The sequence below is a fragment of the Bacteroides mediterraneensis genome, from assembly GCF_016900355.1.
Lineage (GTDB): Bacteria > Bacteroidota > Bacteroidia > Bacteroidales > Bacteroidaceae > Phocaeicola.
On the sequence record NZ_JACJKA010000001.1, the window covers coordinates 106,970 to 132,371 of the forward strand.

The window sequence follows — 25,402 nt, forward strand, 5'->3', positions numbered from 1 at the left end:
TAACTTCTTTTACTTTTGTGGTTTACGTAATTTCTATATGACTAACACTGCAAAGATACGGGAATCCGCTTTTTCGGGCAATACCTAAAATTGGGTATTTTAGAATCGATCCAAACAACAGGATTCACTTACAGATTCATTTTTACTTCGCTTAATTCCACCAGCTTGTTTACAATGGCATAGATGGTCAATCCGGCAGCCGAATGTATCTGCAACTTTCGGGTGATGTTCCTCCGGTGAGTAATGACCGTATGCACGGAAATATACAACTTCTCGGCAATCTCCTTGTTGGTCATGCCACGTACCACACAACCCACAATTTCCTTTTCCCGCTGACTCAAGGAATCCGACTCACCGTCTTCTTCTCCCGCCATATTCATCAGCTGTAAAATCTTGTGCGCCAGTGAATCCACGTCATCAAACAACCCCACGGAATCGTCATATCCTTTCAACTGGCTGGCATCTACCATCGTATAAATCAATGAGACAAATTTCATCGGCGCCTCCGGATACTCCTGCTTGAAAGCAACAACGTCGAACCATCCTCCAAACTGAGGATTTATCACCAATATCTGAGGTTTATGCGCCTCCATACAATGCCGCAAGCCCTCTTCCGAAGAAATCTCAATAACTTGTATGGTCAAGTCGGGCAGACGTCTTAACACAGACACCAACCCGCTACGGACAATCATTGATTTTTCGGCTACTGCAATGTATATTGTTTCCTGCGATTTCATTTTATTTCTTTTTCAAGCTCCATAATGGCAGGTACAAAGATGTAATCTTCCACCCGGTTGTGTGAAGCCAAATCTTCCTCACAACTAAAAATATCGAACAGTGTATCATTCAACAGCTGGTTGTCACCGCCCGACGGATAATATTTGATAATGATATTTTTCAAATCTGTCAACTTGGCGTTTATCTGGTCGTGATGACGTGCGAACACTCCGATGCTATAGTCCGGCAAACGCTCTCCCTGCAACAAGTGTTCTACATAAGTAAACACTTTCTCATTCTCATACTCCATGTGCTTCCGTACCTCGTGTACATAGGCATCGAAAAACTGGACAATGAGAAAAGCCACTTCATTTTCCGACGAACAGTCGATGGCCTCAATCAGTTTCCGGCGGATGGTGGGCAACTGAAAATCCAAGAAATAAGAATGAGCCCTCTTCAGGTAGTCCATCAAGGCTGGAATGGAAAGCCCGCTCAAATGGTCATGGATATGGTTGCTCTCCTCTCCGAGAAAGTTCACTACAATTAAAAACGTATTGCAGTCCACATGGTTCATGGCACAGACCTCCTGTACCGACTTGTCACCGAATCCGAGCGAGACGCCAAAACGGCTCAACACCTGTAAAAGCGCATAATTCTCGCATATCAGGTCGCTCATCTTGTCAGTCGGCTTATACATCCGGGTGGTATGGTTACACATAAATATCGTATTCATTATTTTACGGTGCAAAGTAAAGGAATCCACACAAAAGGCACAATCCCCAATTTTAGGTATATTTCAATAGCCTTTTTAATCCCAACAAAGATAAACCGGGACGGCACATTTTCCCAGTCAGAAAATACAAAAATTCTCTAAATAAAAAGAGGAAAAACTACCCCCGATATGCAGAAATAAGTTACCTTTGTTACAGAAACATTAAAATCATTGTATTATGTATACCATACAAGCCAACGCTTCCGGCACACGGAGCATCGAAGTATCTGAGAAACATCTGGAAACTATTGAAAAATATTCCCTCTTTCAACAACTCATCGACAGCAACGGCATCGTAGACGAGACCGTGCTCGACAAGCTGAAGCTGAACATCCGTTCACTGATTGCTTCCATGGAAGAGAACAGCAAGGATTTGCTCGACTTGTGCATCGACGTCATCTACCACAACAACATGAAGGCCTTCGGATTGCACCAGCTCATCCTGCTCTACATCAAATGGGAAAGAGAAAAAGAAGAGAAAGAAGACGAAGAAGAATCTACAGAAGAAAACTCCAATTCATAAACTACCTTGAAAGAATACAAGCTGACCGACTGGCTGCCTACCACCAAAAAAGAAGCCGAACTGAGAGGATGGGATGAACTGGATGTAATTATTTTCAGCGGGGACGCCTACGTGGACCATCCTTCTTTTGGAGCTGCCGTCATTGGACGCATGCTCGAAGCCAAAGGACTGAAAGTGGCTATCATCCCCCAACCCAACTGGCGCGACGACTTACGCGACTTCAAGAAATTAGGACGCCCTCGCCTGTTCTTTGGTGTCTCTGCCGGATGCATGGACAGCATGGTGAACAAATATACAGCCAACAAGCGACTGAGAAGTGAAGATGCGTATACTCCGGACGGACGTCATGACATGCGCCCGGAGTATCCCAGTATTGTCTATACGCAGATTCTGAAGAAGCTGTATCCCGACGTACCGGTGGTTTTGGGAGGTATTGAAGCTTCCCTGCGACGGCTGACCCACTACGACTATTGGGAAGAAAAGCTGCGTCCTTCCATCCTGGTGGAATCGGGAGCGGACCTGCTAATTTACGGCATGGGCGAAAAGCCTATAACGGAACTGAGCGAACGGTTGTTGAAAGTGGAAGGTAAAACACATGCTGGCGACCTGCCGCACGACATTCCACAGACGGCTTACCTGATTTCACAGAAAGAAGCTGCCACCCTGCCAGAGAATCCCAACGGACAAGGTGACCTTACCCTGTATTCCCATGAAGAATGTCTAAAAGACAAGAAAAAACAGGCACAGAATTTCCGCCACATCGAGGAGGAATCCAACCGTTATGCCGCAGCCCGCATACTGCAACAGGTAGGTAAACAGACGGTGGTCACCAATCCTCCCTATCCCCCGATGACACAAGGAGAGCTGGACATGTCGTTCGACCTACCTTATACCCGTCTGCCGCATCCCAAATACAAAAACAAACGGATTCCGGCATACGAAATGATTAAATTCTCTGTCAACATCCACCGAGGCTGTTTTGGCGGATGCGCTTTCTGTACCATTTCAGCCCATCAGGGAAAGTTCATTGTCAGCCGAAGCAAGGAAAGCATTCTCAAGGAAGTGAAGGCCATCACCGAGATGCCCGACTTCAAAGGCTATCTGAGCGACTTGGGAGGACCTTCGGCCAACATGTACCAGATGGGAGGAAAAGACACCTCCCTCTGTCAGCGTTGCAAACGCCCGTCGTGCATCCACCCCAAAATCTGCCCGAACTTGAATACCGACCATCATCCACTGTTGGAAATCTATCATGCAGTAGACAGCTTGCCGGGCATCAAGAAAAGCTTTATCGGAAGTGGAGTACGCTACGACCTGCTGCTTCACCAAAGTAAGGACGCGAAAACCAACCAGAGTACCAAAGAATATACACGCGAACTGATTACACGTCACGTGAGCGGACGACTGAAAGTGGCACCGGAACATACCAGTGACAAGGTGCTCTACCTCATGCGCAAACCGCCCTTTGAGCAGTTCTATGAGTTCAAGCGTATCTTCGACAAAATCAATAAGGAAGCCGGACTGCGACAGCAGATTATCCCCTACTTCATCAGCAGCCATCCCGGATGTACGGAAGAGGATATGGCTGAACTGGCCGTCATCACCAAGAAACTGGATTTCCATCTGGAGCAGGTACAGGATTTCACGCCGACACCGATGACCGTGTCCACGGAGGCATGGTACACCGGCCTGCATCCCTACACCTTGGAACCCGTCTACTCAGCCAAAACGCCGCGTGAAAAGCTGGCCCAGCGCATGTTCTTCTTCTGGTACAAGCCCGAAGAACGCAAGGCCATCATCAACGAACTGAGGAAAATCGGCCGGAACGACCTGATCAACAAACTATACGGGAAATAAGGAGTCTACGTGGAATTTGTCCATGTCAGGCATGACGCGGACGAATCTTACGGACCACCGTTGACAATGTTTTCTGAATGGTCTTGGTCAGCACAATCAACGTGACGGCCACCAGAATCAGAAAAATTCCCCAAGCTTCCTGCGCCGTAAACGATTCGCCGAAAATCAAGGCACCGATACAGACTGCCGTTACCGGCTCCATGGCTCCTAAGACAGAGGTAAGCGTACCCCCGATATGCTGTACGGCCAACACCAGCGTGATATTGGAGATGACGGTCGGCACTACGGCCAACAGCACCAGATTCCCTACCGACACAGCATCCGGCACCGGCTGTATTCCTTGATTAGTCAGCGCCTTCACGGCAAACATCACCGTGCTGACAATAAACACATAAAAAGCCAGTTTACGCCCGTTCATATCGCGCAGACGGGATTTGTTGACAGCCACAATGTAACTGGCATAACATACTGCTGAAAGCAGGACGATAATCACCCCCGACACATCAAACGACAATTCATCTCCTTTCAATGAAAGTTCAGACACTCCGTACACCGCCAGCAGAATGGCAACCCATGTTACCCAAGACGCCTTCTCACGAAACAGCATCCACATCAGCAAGGTGACGAACACCGGATAGGTGAAATGCAGGGTAGTGGCCACTCCCGCCCCCATAAAACCATATCCCCAGAACAAGAACATGGCCGAACCTGTGTAAAACAATCCCAACAAGAGAAACAGCGGAATATCCCGCAGCTCTATATGAAACGATTCCTTCTTCACCTTCATCATCACCCCCAAAGCAAAGGTGGCAAAAAGAAACCGATAGAAAAGAATGGAATCAAACATCATCCCTTTCTGCATCAGCGGAAGGGTAAACAAGGGAATCAAACCGAATGTCACCGAAGTGGCAAGTCCATAGAAAAATCCTTTCAAGCTGTTCATACTGCGAAATGTCAAAATAAGTGCCGCAAAGGTACACAATTCAGACCGATATACCTAACACAAAAGAGGCCACAGAAACCTTCATCAGGTTTCTGCAGCCTCTTTCATCTATTTCTATCGCAATAATCAGCGGTCTTTTATCGGCTTGTAGTCCACTTCCTCCAACACGTTCTTGTAGGCCGGACGGATGATGCGGCGACCTTCGAAATTCAGCTCCTCAATGCGATGTGCCGTCCATCCTACGATACGGGCCATGGCAAACAAAGGCGTATAAATTTCCTGTGGCAATCCCATCATCTCATAAATGAATCCAGAGTAGAAGTCTACGTTGGAACATACCTGTTTCTTGGTGCCTTTCACTTTCTTGAAACATTCAATGGCACGCTGTTCCAGCAATTCCAGGAAGGCAAATTCCTTTTCGCATCCCTTTTCAGCCACCAATTCCCCGGCCAGTTCCTTCAGCAAAACCGCACGCGGGTCGGAAATGGTGTACACCGCATGACCGATACCGTAAATCAGTCCGCTACCGTCGTAAGCTTCTTTGTTCAGCATCCGGGTCAGATACGTATCGATTTCATCTACATTGGTCCAATCAGAAATCACCTCTTTCAGATGGTGGAACATCTTGACTACCTGAATATTGGCACCTCCATGCAACGGCCCTTTCAGTGAACCGATACCGGCTGCAATGCTGGAATAAGTATCCGTACGGGTAGAACTGGTGACACGCACTGTAAACGTAGAGTTGTTACCTCCTCCATGTTCCGCCTGCAATACCAGCAGCAAGTCGAGCATACGAGCCTCCAGCGGTGTATACTCCTTCTTTATCATATAGAGGAAGTTCTCGGCCAGCGAAAGATTTTCGTGGGGGTGACGGATATGCAAGGAACGTCCATGAATGCTGTGACGATAAATATTGTAAGCATACGCAATGATGGTAGGGAACTTGGAAATCAGTTCGATAGACTGACGCATCAGGTTGTCACGTGAAATGTCATCCGGATTCGGGTCGAACGTATACATCTCCAGCACACTACGTGCCAAAATATTCATAATGTTCTGACCTTCCAGATCGATGATGTTCATCGTGGTCTTCTTGTCAAGCGGCATGTTGTCGTTAATCAGCTCCTTGAACGAAGCTAACTGCTCGCTGTCCGGGAGTTCCCCTGAAAGCAACAGATAAGCCACTTCCTCAAAACCGAAACGTTTCTCACGCAACAAAGCATGCGCAATGTCGTCCAAGTCGTATCCACGATAAAACAACTTGCCCGGAATCGGTTTCAGTCCCTGGTCGGTACGTTCATAACCCACCACATTACCAATCTTCGTCAGTCCCACCAGTACTCCCGTACCGTCTTCATTACGAAGGCCACGCTTCACGTTGTACTTTGTAAACAGTTCATTGTCAATACGGCATGCCTGCTTGGCACATTCGGAAAGTTTGTAAACGATGTATTCCTTCTTCATAAACTTCTTCTTTTATCCGTTAATCACTCCAACAAAAGAATCGCTGTCCTTACAGCAGTTCAACGATTCTCTGTCCAAAATCTTTAGTTCCCAGTGCGTTTCCTTTCGGCATGAAACGAGCTAGGTCGGCTGTAGCCTCTCCGTTGGAGAATGCTTTTTCCAATGCATTCACAATCAACTGGGCAGCTTCTTTCCAGCCCATGTATTCCAGCATCATCACCGATGACAACAACAGAGAGCAAGGATTGACCACATCCTGTCCGGCAATGTTCGGTGCCGTGCCGTGAGTCGCCTCAAAAATGGCATGTCCGGTCTTATAATTGATGTTGGCACCCGGTGCGATACCAATACCGCCCACCATGGCAGCCAGCTGGTCGGAAATATAGTCTCCGTTCAAGTTCAATGTCGCAATCACGGAATATTCTTCCGGCAGCAACAGCGTATTCTGCAGGAACGCATCGGCAATACAGTCCTTCACCACCAGTTTACCTTCATTGAGGGCTTTGGCTACGGCAGCCTTGGCCGATTCCTCACCCAGGTCTTTCTTCAAACGCTCATATTCGTTCATGGTGAAAGTACGGTCCTTGAATTCTGTTTCAGCCACTTCGTATCCCCAGCGCTTGAAGCCCCCTTCGGTAAACTTCATGATGTTTCCTTTATGTACCAGTGTCACTGAAGGCAGCCCGTTGTCCAACGCAAACTGGATGGCCGCACGTACCAACCGCTGTGTACCTTCCTTCGATACCGGTTTCACGCCAAATGAAGAAGTTTCCGGGAAACGTACCTTGGTAACCCCCATCTCGTCGTGCAGGAACTTATAGAACTTCTGCGCTTCCGGAGTACCCTGTTCCCATTCGATACCGGCATAAATATCTTCGGTATTTTCACGGAAAATATACATGTTCACCTTATGAGGCTCTTTTACCGGAGAAACCACACCCTTGAACCAGCGTACCGGACGCAGACAGACATACAAGTCGAGGGTCTGGCGCAATGCCACATTCAACGAACGGATACCTCCGCCTACCGGAGTAGTCAGCGGCCCCTTGATACCTACCAGATATTCCTTGAATGCATCCAGCGTAGCCTGCGGCAACCATTCACCTGTCTTTTCAAATGCCTTGCCACCTGCCAGCACTTCTTTCCATTCAATGCTACGCTTGCCCACATAGGCCAGCTCTACTGCTGAATTGACAATTTTCTGACATACCGGAGTAATTTCAGCACCTACTCCATCTCCTTCGATAAAAGGAATCACCACATTGTCGGGAACCATCAGTTTCCCGTCTTCCATATACATCTTGCTGTTACTCATATCTCTCTTATTTTTTAAAGGTGTTCAAGGCAGAACCTGCTTTGAACCAGTTAATTTGCATTTCATTATAGGTGTGAAGCACTTCGAAAGTCTCTGTCGTGCCGTCATCGTGCGTCAATACGGCATACAGCGGATGTCCTGGGGCAAAATGCTGCAATCCCAAGATGGAAATCCGGTCGTGTTCACGCACCTTGTCGTAATCATCCTTGTTAGCAAAAGTCAGCGCCAGCATACCCTGTTTCTTCAGGTTGGTTTCATGGATACGGGCAAAGCTCTTGGCCAAAATCACCCGCACGTTCAGGAAACGCGGTTCCATGGCCGCATGTTCACGACTGGAGCCTTCTCCGTAGTTTTCTTCCGCTACGACGATAGAACCCATGCCTTTCGCCTTGTATTGTTTAGCTACCGCCGAAACTGCTTCGTATTCACCGGTCAGCTGATTCCATACGCAGTTGGTCTTGCCGTTGAAGGCATTGACTGCGCCCATCAGCATGTTGTCGGAAATATTTTCCAAGTGCCCACGGAAGCGCAACCACGGTCCGGCCATCGAAATATGGTCAGTGGTACATTTTCCCTGTGTCTTAATCAGCAGCGGCAGTTCCAGGAAATCTTCACCGTTCCATGGAGCAAACGGTTCCAGTTTCTGCAAGCGCTGTGAATCTGGCTGAATGGTGACTTCCACTTTGCCTCCGTCGGCCGAAGGAGCCACATACCCGTTGTCATCCACCGTAAAGCCCTTCAAAGGCAAGGTTTCTCCCGTAGGAGGATCCAACTTCACGGCTTCACCCTTTTCATTCGTCAAGGTATCCGTCAGCGGATTGAAGCACAAATCCCCTGCAATGGCAAAAGCTACCGCCATTTCCGGTGAAGCGATGAAGGCATGCGTATTCGGATTGCCATCAGCACGCTTGGCAAAGTTACGGTTGAACGAAGTCACGATGGAATTGGCCCGCAACGGGTCGTCGGTCACACGCTTCCACTGACCGATACAAGGACCACAGGCATTGGTCATCACCACGCCACCGATACTTTTCAGGTCTTCAATCATGCCGTCGCGCTGAGCCGTGCAATACACCTGTTCGGAACCCGGGTTGATAATCAACGAAGCCTGCATCTTCAGTCCCTTCGCCTTTACCTGACGGGCTACTGAAGCTGCCCGACTCAAATCCTGATAAGAGGAGTTGGTACAAGAACCAATCAGTCCCACTTCCATCTTCTGCGGGAAACCTTCCTTCTTCACACGGGCCGCAAATTCCGAAATCGGACAAGCCGCATCGGGAGTAAACGGACCGTTCACATAAGGTTCCAAAGCTGAAAGGTCGATTTCAATCAACCGGTCGTAGTATTTCTCCGGAGCCTGTGCCACTTCCGCATCCGCTTGCAAGTCGGCTGCATTGGCCTCAGCCAGTGAAGCAATCTCCTCACGGCCAGTTGCACACAGGTAGCGTTTCATTTCCTCATCGTACGGGAAAACCGAAGTCGTGGCTCCCACTTCCGCTCCCATATTGCAGATGGTAGCCTTTCCGGTAGCCGACAACGAATGCGTTCCTTCTCCAAAATATTCGATGATGGCATTGGTTCCCCCCTTTACGGTCAGGATACCTGCCAGCTTCAAAATCACATCCTTCGGCGAAGCCCAACCGTTTAGTTTACCGGTCAGCTTCACGCCAATCAGTTTCGGCATCTTCAGCTCCCATTCCATGCCGGTCATCACGTCCACAGCGTCGGCACCGCCTACGCCGATGGCAATCATTCCCAAGCCACCTGCATTCGGCGTATGAGAATCGGTACCCACCATCATTCCGCCCGGGAATGCATAGTTCTCAAGCACCACCTGATGGATGATTCCTGCTCCCGGCTTCCAGAATCCGATGCCGTATTTCGATGCCACACTCTTCAAGAAGTCATATACCTCTTTATTTGTGGTACAAGCGGAAGGCAAATCCTCTTCCACTCCTTTATATGCTTGAATCAAATGGTCGCAATGTACAGTGGCAGGCACTGCCGATACAGATTTTCCGGCATTCATAAACTGCAGCAACGCCATCTGTGCCGTAGCATCCTGCATGGCCACCCGGTCGGGACGGAAATTGACATACTCTTCTCCCCGACGGAACGGAGCCATCGTGTGCTCGTCGTACAAATGGGCATACAATATTTTTTCGGCCAAGGTCATGGCACGTCCCAGTTTCTTCCGGGCTTTTCCTACTTTTTCCGCATACGACGCATAGAACGTCTTCTGCATTTCCATGTCATAAATCATCTGATCAATCCTTTTTATAACTTAGTGCGCAAATATATCGAAAATAAACCACAAAATTGTCTTTAAAAGTGATAAAAAAACAACAAACTGCTATTTATTGTTACATCTTCTTGACAATCTACATCTTCAAAGAAGAAATTCCAGCCGTTTTTTGGCAGACACATCTGCAAACTGAAAAATACTTACATATTTTTACTATTCTCTCTCACAGAACTGGAATTTTCAGCAATATACGATGAGAATCTGACAAATGCAAGCATCTTAATCAAAATATCTACTTATCCGATTTATGTTTCCCGTGCGGAAAACATACGTTTTTCTAAGCAGAAACGTACGGTTCCGCCAAGGGAAACGTAGGGCTCCGCCTGCGGAAACGTAAAAAAGAACGTGGCTTTTTACGCATTATTTCATTATAGTTTTAAATCATCCTATCCATCAGCCACATTATCCGCCTTTTCAGCCACTGGAATCCATTGAATTTTATGTGGTTATTCCAAAGATTTTTTGTAAGTTTGAGGAAACTCTTATATCAAGATATTATGGAAACATCCCTCTTCTGGCTGATACCGGCCGCATCGCTGCTGGCATTGGCACTTGCCGGATATTTCTACCGGCAGATGAAACAGGAAAGCGAAGGCACTCCTGCCATGGCACGCATCGCCTCGTACGTGCGGCAAGGAGCCATGTCGTACCTGAAACAGCAATATAAAATTGTCACTATCGTGTTTATCGCCCTGGCGGTGCTGTTTGCCATCATGGCCTACGGGTTCAACCTGCAAAACCACTGGGTGCCTGTGGCCTTCCTGACGGGAGGATTCTTTTCCGGCCTTTCGGGCTATCTGGGCATGAAAACGGCTACCTACGCTTCAGCACGCACAGCGAATGCAGCCCGGAACTCTTTGAACAAAGGCCTGAAAGTGGCCTTCCGCAGCGGAGCCGTCATGGGACTGGTAGTGGTCGGACTGGGATTATTTGATATTTCTTTCTGGTATCTGTTGCTGGAACAATGTATCCCGGAAGATGCCCTGAATCCGACAGCCAAACTATGCATCATTACCACCACCATGCTGACCTTTGGTATGGGAGCCTCCACACAGGCCCTCTTTGCCCGTGTAGGGGGAGGAATCTACACCAAGGCAGCCGATGTGGGAGCCGACTTGGTAGGGAAAGTGGAAGCGGGTATCCCGGAAGATGACCCGCGCAACCCGGCGACCATTGCCGACAACGTGGGCGACAATGTGGGCGATGTAGCGGGAATGGGAGCCGACCTTTATGAATCTTACTGCGGCTCCATTCTGGCCACAGCAGCCTTGGGAGCGGCGGCCTACATCGGGACCGGCGATACGGTCATGCAGTTCAAGGCAGTCATTGCCCCGATGCTGATTGCGGCAGTTGGTATCCTCTTGTCCATCATCGGTATTTTTGCCGTACGCACCAAAGAGGACGCGGGCATGAGAGAACTGCTCCGGGCCTTGTCAACGGGCACCAACCTCAGCGCGGGACTGATTGTTATCGCTACTTTTGTGATTCTTTGGCTGTTGCAACTGGAGAACTGGCTCTACATCTCCTGCGCCGTTGTTATCGGGCTGGTGGTCGGAGTCATCATCGGACAATCGACGGAATTCTATACCTCTCAATCCTACAAACCGACCCGGAAACTGGCGGAAAGCGGAAAGACCGGACCGGCCACGGTCATCATCTCGGGCATCGGACTGGGCATGGTATCTACCACGATTCCGGTCATTGCCGTCGTGGCCGGTATCATCCTGTCCTACTGGCTGGCCTCGGGATTTGACTTCACAAACATCAGTATGGGACTCTACGGCATCGGCATTGCAGCGGTGGGCATGTTGTCTACTTTAGGTATTACGTTAGCTACGGATGCGTATGGCCCGATAGCCGACAACGCCGGAGGCAATGCCGAGATGAGCGGACTGGGAGAAGAAGTACGCAAACGCACCGATGCGCTGGATTCCTTGGGAAACACCACGGCAGCCACCGGAAAAGGATTTGCCATCGGCTCTGCTGCCCTGACCGGACTGGCCCTGTTAGCTTCTTACATCGAAGAAATCCGTATCGGACTGGAACGCATCGGTACGACCATACTGGAACTGCCCAACGGACTGGAAGTAGTCATTCACGAAGCCGGATTCACGGATTTCATGATGTACTACGACGTCACACTGATGAATCCGAAAGTGCTGTCTGGAATGTTCATCGGCAGCATGATGGCCTTCCTGTTCTGCGGACTGACCATGAATGCGGTGGGCAGAGCAGCGGCCCACATGGTAGAAGAAGTGCGCCGGCAGTTCCGCGAAATCAAAGGGATTCTGGAAGGCAAGGCGGAACCGGATTATGCCCGCTGCGTACAAATCTCCACATTAGGTGCCCAAAAAGAAATGGTATTCCCTTCCCTACTGGCCATCATCGCCCCCATTGTGACAGGACTGCTGTTCGGGGTACCGGGCGTCATCGGACTGCTGATAGGGGGATTGTCATCGGGCTTTATCCTGGCCATCTTCATGGCTAACTCCGGCGGTGCATGGGACAATGCGAAGAAATATGTGGAAGAAGGCAACTTTGGCGGGAAAGGCAGCGAAGTACACCGAGCCACCGTGGTAGGTGATACGGTAGGCGACCCGTTCAAGGATACTTCCGGCCCGAGCCTGAACATCCTCATCAAACTGATGAGCATGGTGGCCATCGTCATGGCCGGACTGACCGTCTCTTGGAGCTTGTTCTAAGCAGACTCTCCAGTAGCAATTATAGAAATGTAACCTCCATTAGAAGATTAGAAACTGAATAATAACCACACAAAAAATCTCCTGCTCAGCCTCAGTTCATTCGAACTTTCCGACTGAAAGCAGGAGATTTTTACTTTAGTCTTTCTTTACAGACTGTCTCTTTTTCCTAAAGTTCGTCTTTTCCCAACACACGGCAATGATGCGCTTCGAGCACTTTCAAACAATGCTCCATGTCATTGGGTTTGATGACCACATGGGCCTGGTCGGCCTGGGCAAACGCATACATGTATTCAATGAAAATCTGCTCTTCAGCCAGATACTCCAACACCACCGCCAGCGAACCGGGTACATTGTCACACGACAGACAGACCACATCGGTCGACATCACGGCAAAATCTTTGGCTCGGAGCACCTCGACTGCCTTCTCCACATCGGAAACAATCAAGCGTAAAATGCCAAAATCGGTAGTCTCGGCCATACTGAAGGCATGCATATTGATGCCGTTTGCTCCCAACGCATGCACCACGTCATTGATTCTTCCGGTCTTATTTTCCAGAAAAACGGATAATTGTTTGATTATCATAGATTCATTTCTTTAGTTACACCAATACTCGGTTATCAATCACACGTTTGGACTTTCCCTGGCTACGGGCTATGCTGTTCGGTTCCACCAGTTTGACTTCCGCACTGATAGAGAGCACACTCTTCAAGCGGTCGGAAAGGGTCTTCTTCAGCTTCAGCATGGAACCAATGTCGTCACTGAAGAAATCGCGACGGACTTCTACCTGCACTTCCAACGTATCGAGGTTGTTCTTGCGGTCGACCACCAGCAGATACTGCGGTTCAAATTCCTTCATGCCCAAAATCACACTTTCCACCTGTGACGGGAAGACATTGATACCCCGGATAATCAGCATATCGTCGCTTCGACCCATAATCGGCGTCATACGCACGCTGGTACGTCCGCAAGGACACGGGTCAGCAATCAGAGAAGTCAGGTCTTTGGTACGGTAGCGGAGCAGCGGCATGCCCTCCTTGGTCAATGTGGTAAACACCAGCTCTCCCTGCGTGCCATACGGCAGGTTCTGACACGTCACAGGGTCGATGATTTCCGGATAGAAATGGTCTTCATTGATATGGGAACCATACTGTTCCTGACATTCGTAAGACACGCCCGGCCCCATAATCTCGCTCAACCCATAAATGTTGTAGCCCTTCAGGCCCAAACGGCTCTGGATTTCCTGACGCATGTGTTCCGTCCAAGGTTCCGCCCCGAAAGCACCGATACGCAATCCCAGTTCTTCCTTGCGGATGCCCATCCGTTCCACCACTTCTGCCAGATACAAAGCATACGAAGGCGTACAGGCAATGCCCGTGATATGCAAATCCCGAATCAGGCGTACATGTTTTTCCGTATTTCCCGTAGAAGCCGGAATCACAGTTGCTCCTAAATTCTCTACACCATAGTGTGCTCCCAGTCCGCCGGTAAACAGACCATATCCGTAACTCACGGAAAACGTATCGTCACGAGTTACTCCGTATGCCGAAAGACAACGCGACATCACCTCCGACCAGATCGATAAATCACGGCGGGTATATCCCACGATGGTCGGGTTGCCGGTCGTTCCGGAAGAAGCATGCACACGCACCACTTCCGAAAGAGGAGCCGCCATCAGCCCATACGGATAATTGTCCCGCAAATCCTGTTTGGTGGTAAAAGGCAGTTTTGTGATGTCCTCAATTTCCCGGATGTCATCGGGAGTGAGATCCATCTCCTGCATCTTGTGCCGATAAAAAGGCACATTATGGTACACATACTGCACCAGTTTGCACAAACGTTTCCCCTGCAGCTCACGCATCTGCTCACGCGGCATACATTCTTTGTTCGGATTCCAAATCATAGTGTGTTTTTCTTTATTTCAGTAATAGTTTGGTTATTTTCCCGACACAGGATGGTCTTCCTGAAAAGCCTTCATCCGTTCTTCCAGCACCGGATAGAGTTCCTCCCGCATCCGGGAAGTACAGGCTCTCACACCTTGCTGTTCACTGCCCGTCGTCGACAGGGAAATACTGCTCACCCCGTACATCATCAGTTCACGGAGCAACTCACCGCCCGTCAGTCCGGGATAGCCCAAGGTAAAGAAAAAGCCATCGCCCACCTGCTGGGTGACATCCTTATCGTATACTACCGAAAAACCATAACGGGTGAAAATCTGTTTCATCCGATGCGCACGTCGTTCATACTCACGGACGTCTTCCACAAAATTGATTTCGCCCGTAACGGACTTTTCCAGCATTTCTGCCATGGCATACTGAGTGGTGGCTGTACATCCGGAAGTAATCATATACAAGATGGAAGCGATAAAGGTAGGACCGAACACACCTGAATCCTCATAACGGGAGGCCAAAGCCGGATACTGCGTATCGAACAGCTTATCGGACACACAAGCCAAGGCAATGCGCTGCCCGGCATAACTGAAAATTTTGGAGGCAGACAGCATGAGAATGTAATTATCGGTATAACGGGCTACCGTAGGCACAAAAGGAGGCTGATAAGGACGGCCGAACGCATGGCGGAAGTCCATACAGAAATATGCCTGATCTTCCATGACCACCGCATCATACTGCGTAGCCAGTTCCCCGATGATTTTCAGTTCACTTTCTTCCAGACAAATCCAAGCTGGATTGTTGGGATTGGAATAGACAATGGACGCAATATCTCCTTTGGAAAGGAAACTTTCCAGTTTGGCACGCAACGGTTCTCCCCGGAAATCATGGATATCGAACGACTCCCACGCAATGCCTAAAATGCGCAGCTGGGATTTCTGTATCGGGAAACCCGGGTCGATGAACAGTACCTTGTTTTTCCCGGGAATCCGCTGGGTACAGGCGATAAAGGCACCAAAAGACCCCGCTACCGACCCCGTAGTGGGTACACACGCCCGAGGAGAAATATCAATATTGATGAATGCCTTGACAAAGCGGGAGGCAGCCTGTTTCAATTCTGCCACACCGGCAGCAGCCGGATACTGGGAACCAACTCCTCTGTCCAGTGCTTTCTTCTCCGCTTCAATACCTATCCTGTTCGCGGGAAGACCGGGAGATCCCTGATCCATCCGGATAAATGGAATACCCGTAAGTTCTTCCAAGCGGGAAGCCACCAGCAACACATCGCCGATGGTCGCATTGGCTAAATCGGCCACTTTCATCTCCTTGGCCACAGAATTGACCAGTTCTTCACTAAACACGCAACTCATAAGCCCTTAGAATTTCAATTGTTTCACATATTCATGACCGATATCAAAGGCCTTGTAGTTCATTTGGACCACCTCTTCGCCTTTCGAAGCAAAGATACGCCCTACACTTTCCCGCAACACGTCCGCATTCAGGATTTTCAAGAAAGGTGCAGCCGCGCCCAACAAAATGACATTGGCCGATTTAGGCATGTGATTCTCCTTCGCCAAATTCTCTACATCCAGCACCACCACATGCGGCTGCGCATGGAGTTCCACTTTCAGTTTTTCGTCTTCCGGATAATTGGGAATGTTCTTAAACGGAGTGGCCGAAGTGATGATCCACCCGTCTTTCGACAGATACGGAAGATAACGTAACGCCTCCATCGGCTCCAATGAAATAATCATGTCTGCCATCCCCAACGGTATCAAATCGGACGCAATCGGCGCCTCTGACAAACGCAAATTCGACTGCACATCGCCCCCTCGCTGACTCATTCCATGTACTTCGGCCTGTTTCAGGTTCAACCCTAAATGCAGGGCCGCCTCACCAATAATCGTGGCAATAGACAGAATTCCCTGTCCGCCCACTCCAGAAAGTATGATATCTGTTTTCATTGTTTCTTTGCTTTTTGCTGTTTCAGTTTCCGGTTCAACGTCTGCATACATTCCCTGCGCGGAATAATGACAGACACTCCCTTGTATTCTATCTCTTCCCGAATGACCCGGGTGATTTCTTCCATGTTCTTGGGAAGCGGTACCACTACCCGGACATGCTCCGGCTCCACACCCAGTCCTAAACAAATGGCTTCAAATTTGTTGGTACCGGCCGAATCCTGTCCCCCGGTCATGGCTGTGGTCAGGTTGTCGGAAATAACGACCGTGATGTTCGAACGGTCGTTCACCGCATCCAGCAGCCCCGTCATTCCGGAATGGGTGAAAGTGGAATCCCCTATCACGGCAATGGAAGGAAACAGTCCTGCATCAGCCGCTCCTTTGGCCATGGTAATGGAAGCACCCATATCCACACAACTACTCAAGATACGATAAGGAGGAAGTGCCCCCAATGTATAGCAACCGATATCTCCGAAAATCTTTGCATCCGGATATTCTGCAGCCACCTTATTCAAGGCATCATATACATCACGGTGTCCACATCCTTTACACAAGGCTGGCGGACGAGGAACTACTTGCTGGGCAGCCGCATAGACCTGTCCACTCGGCAAACCCAGGGCCTGACGGACATTATCGGGTGTCAGTTCTCCAGTGCGGGGTAACTCACCGCTTAAACGGCCTTTCACTACATATTTAGAAGGAAGGATACCTTTCAGCTGTTCTTCCACAAAAGGCTGTCCGTCTTCTACCACTAAAATCTCCTTGCAAGAGTCTGCCAGACGAGTCAATGCTTCTACCGGTAAAGGGTATTGCGAAATCTTCAGTATGGGATAAGGACATCCCTCCGGATAATTTTCCATCACGTAGTTGTAACCGATGCCACAAGCCACAATCCCTTTCTCAGCCATCCCTTCCTGCATACTCAACTGATTATAGCCAGAATGCTCAGATTCAGCCTCCAGTTTCTGCTGGTTTTCGATAACTTCGATATAACGGCGACGGGCATTTCCCGGCAACAACACCCAGTCGGCAGGTACCGACTGACGTCCCGTACAAGTGACTTCTTTCCCGGATGCAACGACTTCCACTGCCGCGCGGGAATGGGCCATACGGGTAGTAATACGCATCAATACCGGAGTGCGCAACTGCTCTGAAAGGTCGTATGCATACGCCATCATATCATAGGCTTCCTGCTGGGAGGAAGGTTCCAATATCGGAATTAAAGCAAACTTACCATAAAAGCGAGAATCCTGCTCGTTTTGGGAAGAGTGCATAGTAGGGTCATCAGCAGCCAAAACCACCACACCTCCATTGACACCCGTAATGGCCGAATTGACAAAGGCATCGGCACATACATTCATTCCCACGTGTTTCATGCAGACCAATGCCCGCTTGCCCACATACGATACTCCTAAAGCGGCTTCCATAGCCGTTTTCTCGTTAGTGCACCAACTGCTGTGCAAGCCGCGTGCCTTCGCTATCGGAGATTCCTGTATATATTCGGTAATTTCAGTCGAAGGAGTACCCGGGTAAGCATAGACTCCCGAGATTCCCGCATGAAGGGCGCCCAGTGCTATCGCCTGATCACCCAACAACAAAAGTTTATGATTGTCTTTCATAAATATTAAGAAGTTAATTCAATGTAAAAGAATCTGCATCATTCAGTACGGGGAACTTTTTCCGGAAAGCTTCCAGCTCTTCCATGTCAATGGAGACCTCAATCTGTCCCTGTTCTCCGTCGGCACACGCCGCAAGGGTCCGTCCATACGGGTCGATGGCTGCCGTACCGCCACAATAGTCACAATACGGATCCTTTCCCACCCGGTTCACACCCAATACATAGCATTGGTTTTCAATGGCTCGTGCCCGCAACAAAGCCTTCCAAGCTTCCACTCGTGAAGACGGCCAACTGGCTACATACAATGCCACATCGTAATCACCCCGATTCCGGGACCATACGGGGAACCGTAGGTCATAGCACACCTCCAGCAGGAAACGTACCCCGCGGAAATCCACCACAACACGCTCCGTACCGGCCGTATAATGCTTGTCTTCTCCACCATACGTAAACAGATGCTTTTTGTCATACCATTGTACTTTTCCATCGGGATGCACAAAGAAGAAACGGTTATAGAATTTTCCATTTTCCTCAATAGAGATACTGCCAGCAAGGGCACAATCATGCGTGCACGCCGTCTGCTTCATCCATTGTAAGGTAGGACTTTCTACAGGCTCCGCAATACCTTCCGGTAACGTACAAAAACCCGTGGAAAACATTTCCGGAAGCACAAACAAATCGACTTTATCGTAACGATCAATGACCTTTCCCATGTGAGCCACATTGGCTTCAGGGTCAGCCCAGCAAATATCTGTCTGCAATAAGATTATTTTCATGCTTTTCATTCATTAGAAACGCCCAAAGGTAACGATTTAATTACAGAAAGCAAATTTTAGCTTCAAAATACTTCTATATAAAAACAAAATGTACGTTTTTGAAATTTCTCATTCATATCCCTGTTTTTTCACCGATTTCTTAATAACTTGGCTATTCTCAGGCTTTTTATTCTAAAAGAACCTTATATATAGAGGTAGTTTGCAAAATGTTTTTTATTTTTGTAGCCAAAATGAGTTAATATACTAACAAATGAACGTATTAGAATTAAGCGAACAGGAAATTATCAGACGTAACAGTCTGAATGAGTTAAGAGCAATGGGGATTGACCCATACCCTGCTGCCGAGTATGTAACCAACGCTTTTTCGACTGACATTAAAGCCGAATTTAAAGACGATGCGGAACCCCGCAAAGTGTCTGTAGCCGGTCGTATCATGTCTCGCCGCGTCATGGGTAAGGCATCCTTCATTGAATTGCAAGACTCTAAAGGTCGTATTCAAGTATATATAACCCGTGACGACATCTGTCCGGGGGAAAACAAAGATTTATACAATGTTGTTTTCAAACGTTTGCTGGACTTGGGTGATTTCATCGGAATTGAAGGCTTTGTATTCCGCACACAGACAGGAGAAGTTTCCATCCATGCACAGAGACTGACAGTGTTGTCCAAATCCATCCGTCCGCTTCCGATTGTAAAATACAAAGACGGAGTGGCATACGACAAATTCGAAGACCCGGAACTCCGCTACCGCCAGCGCTATGTAGACTTGGTAGTCAACGACGGAGTCAAAGATATTTTCCTGAAACGGAGCAAAATCTACAATTCCATGAGAGAATATTTCAATTCCAAAGGCTATGTGGAAGTAGAAACTCCGATTCTTCAGTCTATCCCGGGAGGTGCTACGGCACGCCCGTTCATCACTCACCACAACGCACTCGACATTCCTTTGTACATGCGTATTGCCAGTGAGCTGTACCTGAAACGACTGATTGTAGGTGGTTTTGAAGGAGTGTACGAAATTGGCAAGAACTTCCGTAACGAAGGTATGGACCGTACACACAACCCGGAATTCACTTGTATGGAAATTTATGTAGCCTACAAGGATTACAACTGGATGATGAAGTTTACGGAAAACATGCTCGAGAAAATCTGCATGGACGTAAATGGTACTACAGAAGTGAAGATTGGTGACAATGTCATCAGCTTCAAGGCTCCGTTCAAGCGCGTCACCATGCTGGATTCTATCAAGGAATTTACGGGATACGACCTGACCGGCATGAACGAAGACCAGATTCGGGAAGTGTGTCAGAAGCTGAACATGGAAATCGACGATACAATGGGTAAGGGTAAGCTGATTGACGAAATCTTCGGCGAATTCTGCGAAGGCAACTACATCCAGCCGACCTTTATCACCGACTATCCGATTGAAATGTCTCCGCTGACAAAGAAGCACCGCAACAATCCGGACCTGACCGAACGCTTCGAACTGATGGTGAACGGAAAGGAACTTTGCAATGCTTATTCAGAGCTGAACGACCCGATTGACCAGCTGGAACGTTTTGAAGAGCAGATGCGCCTGAACGAAAAGGGAGACGACGAAGCTATGATTATTGATAAAGACTTCGTACGTGCCTTGGAATACGGTATGCCTCCTACTTCAGGTTTGGGTATCGGTATGGACCGCTTGGTCATGCTGATGACAGGTCAGAACACCATTCAGGAAGTGTTGTTCTTCCCGCAAATGCGTCCGGAAAAAGTCATTCCGAAAGATGCACCGGCCAAATTCATGGAATTGGGCGTGGCAGAAGAATGGGTACCGGTTCTCCAAAAAGCCGGATATAACCTGATAAGCGACATGAAAGATGTCAATCCACAGAAGCTCCATCAGGATATCTGCGGTATTAATAAAAAATACAAACTGGAATTGAAGAACCCGACAGTCGACGAAGTTGCAGGCTGGATAGAAAAAATTAAGTAACAGACAGAATGAAGGGATGTATGAAGAGTGAAGAATGAGCTTCACTCTTCATATCTGTTTCATTAAGAAAATAAAGTATGAAATTACCCGGAAAAATAGCAATCATGGGGGGAGGAAGCTGGGCCACAGCTATTGCCAAAATCATATTGACCCAGGCAGAATCCATAAACTGGTATATGCGCCGTGACGACCGGATTGAAGAATTCAAACGTCTGGGACATAATCCAGCTTATTTGACGAGTGTACGTTTCGACATGAAATGCATCAATTTTTCATCAGACATTAATAAGGTAGTCAAGGAATCGGATACCCTGATTTTCGTGACCCCTTCACCGTATCTGAAAAGTCACCTCAAAAAGCTAAAAGTCAAACTGAAGGATAAATTCATCGTTACCGCCATCAAAGGTATTGTACCGGACGAGAATCTGATTGTATCCGACTACTTCCACAAGATGTACGACGTGCCTGAAAACAACATTGCCGTTTTGGCAGGCCCTTGTCACGCAGAAGAAGTAGCCTTGGAACGACTTTCTTACCTCACCGTAGGATGTAAAGACATCGAAAAAGCCAAGATGTTCGCCAAGCAACTGGCTGGACACTATATCAAAACGTCTGTCAACACCGACGTAGCCGGCATTGAATATGCTTCTGTACTGAAGAACGTATATGCCATCGCAGCTGGTATTTGCAGCGGACTGAAATACGGCGACAATTTCCAAGCTGTATTGGTTTCAAATGCCTTACAGGAAATGAACCGATTCCTGGACACCGTTCATCCGGTCAATCGCTGCACCAACGACTCAGCCTATCTGGGCGACCTTCTCGTAACTTCCTATTCCAATTTCAGCCGTAACCGGGTATTCGGAACCATGATCGGTAAAGGATATTCCGTGAAAAGCGCACAGATTGAGATGGAAATGATTGCCGAAGGATACTACGGCACCAAATGCATCAAGGAACTGAACAAGCATCTGCACGTGAATATGCCGATTGTAGATGCGGTGTACAACATCCTTTATGAGCGGATATCTCCAATGATAGAAATCAAATTATTAACTGACTCATTTAGATAAAAATCAGAAACAGTTATGGAAAATATTCAACTAAATGTGGAAAAAACTTTGGATTTTATCTCCAAAGAAAAATTGGCTTCTTATGAACCCAAAGTAAAAGCTTGTATGGAAACGCTGGAAAAAGGCACTGGTCTGGGAAATGATTTCTTAGGTTGGTTGCATTTACCTTCTTCCATCACCACAGAACACCTGAACGACCTGAAAGCTACTGCACAGATCCTTCGTGAAAATTGTGAAGTAGTGGTTGTTGCCGGTATTGGAGGTAGCTACTTAGGCGCACGTGCTGTCATCGAAGCCATGTCAAACAGCTTTGCTTGGTTAGAGGAAAAGAAAGCTGGAAACCCGACGATTATTTTTGCCGGACACAATATCAGCGAAGACTATCTGTTCGAACTGACAGAGTTCCTGAAAGACAAAAAGTTCGGTGTCATCAACATATCTAAATCAGGAACTACTACCGAAACAGCTTTGGCATTCCGCCTGCTGAAGAAACAGTGCGAAGACCAGAGAGGCAAGGAAATGGCCCGCAAAGTGATCGTAGCCGTAACCGATGCAAAGAAAGGTGCTGCCCGCGTTACAGCCGACAAGGAAGGATACAAATCATTCATCATTCCTGACAACGTAGGCGGACGTTTCTCTGTACTGACTCCGGTAGGTTTACTCCCTATTGCAGTGGCTGGTATCAACATTGACCAATTGGTAGCCGGTGCCTGCGAAATGGAAAAAGTATGTGCCAACGAAAACATGTACGAAAACCCGGCAGCCCTGTATGCAGCTACTCGCAACGAACTGTACCAGAATGGCAAGAAAATTGAAATTTTGGTCAACTTCCAGCCGAAACTGCACTACTTCATGGAATGGTGGAAACAGTTGTACGGTGAATCAGAAGGAAAAGACCACAAAGGTATCTATCCGAGCTCTGTAGATTTCTCTACCGACCTGCACTCTATGGGACAGTGGATTCAGCAGGGTGAACGCACCATCTTCGAAACAGTAGTTTCCATTGCTACCCCCAACCACGAGCTTCACTTCCCAAGTGATGAAGAAAACTTGGATGGTTTGAACTTCCTGGCTGGAAAACGTATCGATGAAGTCAACAAGATGGCTGAACTGGGTACACAGCTTGCTCACGTAGACGGTGGTGTTCCTAACTTGCACGTCAGTGTTCCTTCACTGAACGAATACTATCTGGGACAGCTGATTTACTTCTTTGAAAAAGCCTGCGGAATCAGCGGATACCTTTTGGGTGTAAATCCGTTCAACCAGCCGGGTGTAGAAGCCTACAAGAAGAATATGTTTGCCCTCTTGAACAAGCCGGGATACGAAAAAGAATCTGAAGCAATCCAGGCTCGTCTGAAGAAATAAAACGAGACGTCATTTCGTTTTACATTTACAGGCACGAATTACATGAGAAGCACCTCTCTGCAGAAAGAGAAGGAAATATTCTTCATGTAATGCGTGCCTGATTATTATAAAAAGGATTATCATGTTCCAACAAGAAATCAATCAATATCTCCACACACATCATTATACGCACATTGATTTAAAAGCCGTATTGTTCGACATGGACGGAGTGCTGTTCGATTCCATGAAGAACCATGCCCGTGCCTGGCACGAGGCCATGAAACAGTATGGCATGAGCCTAAGCCCGGAAGAAGCCTATCTACACGAAGGCCGTACAGGGGCTTCTACCATCAACATCGTCAGCCAACGGGAAAGAGGCTACGAAGCTTCTGAGGAAGAAATCAAACAAATTTACCAAACTAAAAGTGACTTGTTCAACAGTCTGCCCAAGGCAGATCCCATGCCCGGGGCTCTTGAGGTACTGAATAAGATTAAGACTGCCGGACTCATCCCTATGGTAGTCACAGGCTCCGGACAGCATTCTTTGCTGGACAAACTGAACCATTACTTTCCAGACATTTTTCACCGCGAACTGATGGTTACCGCTTTCGACGTGAAATACGGAAAGCCTAATCCCGAGCCCTACCTAATGGCCCTGCAAAAGGCAGGAATCCAAGCCAATGAGGCGATTGTTGTAGAAAACGCTCCTCTGGGCGTACGCGCCGGAGTGGCCGCCGGAATCTTTACGGTAGCTCTGAATACCGGCCCTCTTCCCGATGAAGTCCTCTTGAAAGAAGGAGCCAACCTGCTCTTTCCTTCCATGTCGGCATTTGACGAAAACTGGGAAACAGTTTATCAGAGTCTGCAAACCACTTCACTATAAACAGAAAATCCACAGAAAAGGTACATCACTATACTCTTTCTGTGGATTTTTTGTATTCCTAAGAAGGCTTCATTATTCCAAAGCAAACAATTTGCTTCGCGACAACAGAGAAGAACCTATCACATTGGCTTTCTCCTTCAATTCAGACAACACGATGTCTGAATCCTTATACATCAGGTTCAACGTGTACTTCCGGACCGCAGAAATTACCGGAGGAAGCAAATATTCTCCTACTTTCGCAAACTCACCTCCAATAATCACCTGTTCAGGATTGAATATATTAATCAAGTCCCCAATGTGACGTCCTAATTTTGTACCAATTTCTTCCACCAGTTCAATAGCCAGCACATCTTCCCGTCGTACTGCTGAGATAATATCGGCCAACGTGATGTCATCGATGGCTTTTTCTTTCAGCAAAACAGAGTTCTCTCCCTGACGAAGACGGGCAATGAATTTACGGTACAATGCCGAACAGGAAACTTCCGTCTCAATACACCCTTTCTTTCCGCAATAACAGATTTGCTGATTATCGTATCCATAGTTGTGTCCGAATTCCCCGGCAAAACCAGACATACCGGAATACAATTTGCCATCAATAATAATAGCCATCCCCAGTCCCCAGTTCACATTGATGAATATCAGATTCTTCGGACATTTCTCTGGACGCATGATATATTCACCGTATGCCATGGCCCGGCTGTCATTGTCAATGCATACATTGATACCCAGTCTGTCGGTAAACATCTCAGCCAACGGTTTCTCTCCAAATGTCAAGTGTGTATAACTGCATCCGGTTTCCGGATTGACGCGGCCTGTCATACCGATGCAAATGTTCAAGATTTTCGACTTGTCACACGGAAGCTCATCAATAAAGATTTCGATTTCCCGGCAAATACGTTCCAGACATTCCGGCGTATTTTCCAATTTAAAAGGAATCTCCATCTTGGTCTGCAAGACATCTCCCTTAAAATTAATAGCACCCAAACTTAAAGACTGCACCGCCAATGCCACTCCTATAAAATAGGCCGAATCTGCATTCAAGCCATATAGACTGGGATGACGTCCTCCGCTGGTCTCCAGTTTTCCACAATCGTTCACATATCCCTCTTTACACATCTCATCCACAAATTTTGTCACCGTAGGAACACTTAAGCCCATTGATTTAGACAAATCTGTAATCGTAGTGCTACCCGCATAAATCAAATGCGTAATGATACGCTGCTTTACTAACGCACTCTTAACCCCTTTCTGTATGTTCGTCAATAGAGTCTGACCCATATT

20 protein-coding genes are annotated in these 25,402 nt (G+C 47.9%); 7 read left to right on the forward strand and 13 right to left on the reverse strand.

Annotated elements, in window-relative coordinates; genetic code table 11:
• Positions 1-128 precede the first annotated feature (128 nt).
• Both H6A28_RS00455 and H6A28_RS00460 read right to left on the reverse strand, forming a co-directional pair.
• Entirely contained in the window at positions 129-737 is a 609-nt protein-coding gene (locus H6A28_RS00455) for a response regulator transcription factor (RefSeq protein ID WP_204474849.1), read from the reverse strand.
• On the reverse strand, positions 734-1,450 hold the full coding sequence (locus tag H6A28_RS00460) for a hemerythrin domain-containing protein (protein WP_239465207.1): 717 nt from the start codon (positions 1,448-1,450) through the stop codon (positions 734-736). Before H6A28_RS00460 ends, H6A28_RS00455 begins: the two co-directional genes overlap by 4 nt.
• Positions 1,451-1,667: 217 nt before the next feature.
• Between H6A28_RS00460 and H6A28_RS00465 the strand changes: the two genes are divergently transcribed.
• Entirely contained in the window at positions 1,668-2,012 is a 345-nt protein-coding gene (locus H6A28_RS00465; RefSeq protein ID WP_204474848.1) for a hypothetical protein, read from the forward strand.
• Positions 2,013-2,018: 6 nt separating this feature from the next.
• Positions 2,019-3,869 (forward strand): YgiQ family radical SAM protein, encoded by a 1,851-nt coding sequence (locus H6A28_RS00470; RefSeq protein WP_204478536.1) that lies wholly within the window; start codon positions 2,019-2,021, stop codon positions 3,867-3,869.
• Positions 3,870-3,894: 25 nt separating this feature from the next.
• Here the strand turns inward: H6A28_RS00470 and H6A28_RS00475 are convergent, their stop codons facing one another.
• The 4 genes from H6A28_RS00475 to H6A28_RS00490 all read right to left on the reverse strand — a co-directional run bounded on the left by H6A28_RS00475 (position 3,895) and on the right by H6A28_RS00490 (position 9,857).
• Positions 3,895-4,812 carry a DMT family transporter gene (locus H6A28_RS00475; RefSeq protein ID WP_204478537.1) on the reverse strand — a complete coding sequence of 306 codons (918 nt, stop codon included), beginning with the start codon at positions 4,810-4,812 and terminating at the stop codon, positions 3,895-3,897.
• Positions 4,813-4,938: 126 nt separating this feature from the next.
• Entirely contained in the window at positions 4,939-6,279 is a 1,341-nt protein-coding gene (locus H6A28_RS00480; protein ID WP_204478538.1) for a citrate/2-methylcitrate synthase, read from the reverse strand.
• Positions 6,280-6,328: 49 nt separating this feature from the next.
• Positions 6,329-7,594: an NADP-dependent isocitrate dehydrogenase gene (gene icd, locus H6A28_RS00485; protein WP_204474843.1), complete on the reverse strand. Its 1,266-nt coding sequence runs from the start codon at positions 7,592-7,594 to the stop codon at positions 6,329-6,331.
• A 7-nt stretch (positions 7,595-7,601) separates the two neighbouring features.
• Entirely contained in the window at positions 7,602-9,857 is a 2,256-nt protein-coding gene (locus H6A28_RS00490; protein ID WP_204478539.1) for an aconitate hydratase, read from the reverse strand.
• A gap of 539 nt (positions 9,858-10,396) precedes the next feature.
• Between H6A28_RS00490 and H6A28_RS00495 the strand changes: the two genes are divergently transcribed.
• Complete coding sequence (locus tag H6A28_RS00495; RefSeq protein ID WP_204478540.1) at positions 10,397-12,601, forward strand: sodium-translocating pyrophosphatase; 2,205 nt, start codon at positions 10,397-10,399, stop codon at positions 12,599-12,601.
• Between the two features lie 166 nt (positions 12,602-12,767).
• Here the strand turns inward: H6A28_RS00495 and H6A28_RS00500 are convergent, their stop codons facing one another.
• Genes H6A28_RS00500 through H6A28_RS00525 form a run of 6 tightly spaced genes read right to left on the reverse strand, consistent with a single transcriptional unit; the run spans position 12,768 to position 18,843 of the window.
• Complete coding sequence (locus H6A28_RS00500; protein ID WP_204478541.1) at positions 12,768-13,184, reverse strand: amino acid-binding protein; 417 nt, start codon at positions 13,182-13,184, stop codon at positions 12,768-12,770.
• 16 nt (positions 13,185-13,200) lie between these two features.
• Positions 13,201-14,502, reverse strand: coding sequence for a phenylacetate--CoA ligase family protein (locus H6A28_RS00505; protein WP_204478542.1), 1,302 nt, complete (start codon positions 14,500-14,502; stop codon positions 13,201-13,203).
• Positions 14,503-14,535: 33 nt separating this feature from the next.
• Positions 14,536-15,858, reverse strand: coding sequence for an aminotransferase class I/II-fold pyridoxal phosphate-dependent enzyme (locus H6A28_RS00510; protein ID WP_204478543.1), 1,323 nt, complete (start codon positions 15,856-15,858; stop codon positions 14,536-14,538).
• Between the two features lie 6 nt (positions 15,859-15,864).
• A complete protein-coding gene (locus tag H6A28_RS00515; RefSeq protein WP_204478544.1) occupies positions 15,865-16,452 on the reverse strand; it encodes an indolepyruvate oxidoreductase subunit beta in 588 nt (195 codons plus the stop codon).
• Positions 16,449-18,068 (reverse strand): thiamine pyrophosphate-dependent enzyme, encoded by a 1,620-nt coding sequence (locus tag H6A28_RS00520; RefSeq protein ID WP_204478545.1) that lies wholly within the window; start codon positions 18,066-18,068, stop codon positions 16,449-16,451. Before H6A28_RS00520 ends, H6A28_RS00515 begins: the two co-directional genes overlap by 4 nt.
• Positions 18,069-18,081: 13 nt before the next feature.
• Positions 18,082-18,843 carry an amidohydrolase gene (locus tag H6A28_RS00525; RefSeq protein WP_204475176.1) on the reverse strand — a complete coding sequence of 254 codons (762 nt, stop codon included), beginning with the start codon at positions 18,841-18,843 and terminating at the stop codon, positions 18,082-18,084.
• Between the two features lie 250 nt (positions 18,844-19,093).
• Here H6A28_RS00525 and lysS point away from each other — a divergent pair, with 250 nt between their 5' ends.
• From lysS to H6A28_RS00545, 4 genes are all read left to right on the forward strand, one after another.
• Positions 19,094-20,821 carry a lysine--tRNA ligase gene (gene lysS, locus H6A28_RS00530; RefSeq protein WP_204475175.1) on the forward strand — a complete coding sequence of 576 codons (1,728 nt, stop codon included), beginning with the start codon at positions 19,094-19,096 and terminating at the stop codon, positions 20,819-20,821.
• Between the two features lie 77 nt (positions 20,822-20,898).
• Entirely contained in the window at positions 20,899-21,894 is a 996-nt protein-coding gene (locus tag H6A28_RS00535) for an NAD(P)H-dependent glycerol-3-phosphate dehydrogenase (RefSeq protein ID WP_204475173.1), read from the forward strand.
• 15 nt (positions 21,895-21,909) lie between these two features.
• A complete protein-coding gene (locus tag H6A28_RS00540) occupies positions 21,910-23,259 on the forward strand; it encodes a glucose-6-phosphate isomerase (RefSeq protein ID WP_204475171.1) in 1,350 nt (449 codons plus the stop codon).
• Between the two features lie 121 nt (positions 23,260-23,380).
• The gene (locus H6A28_RS00545) at positions 23,381-24,121 is read left to right on the forward strand and encodes an HAD-IA family hydrolase (RefSeq protein WP_204478546.1); all 741 of its coding nucleotides are present in this window, start codon (positions 23,381-23,383) and stop codon (positions 24,119-24,121) included.
• Between the two features lie 72 nt (positions 24,122-24,193).
• On the opposite strand, the gene H6A28_RS00550 is transcribed toward H6A28_RS00545, so the two are convergent.
• Positions 24,194-25,399: an ROK family transcriptional regulator gene (locus H6A28_RS00550; protein ID WP_204478547.1), complete on the reverse strand. Its 1,206-nt coding sequence runs from the start codon at positions 25,397-25,399 to the stop codon at positions 24,194-24,196.
• Positions 25,400-25,402 lie beyond the last annotated feature (3 nt).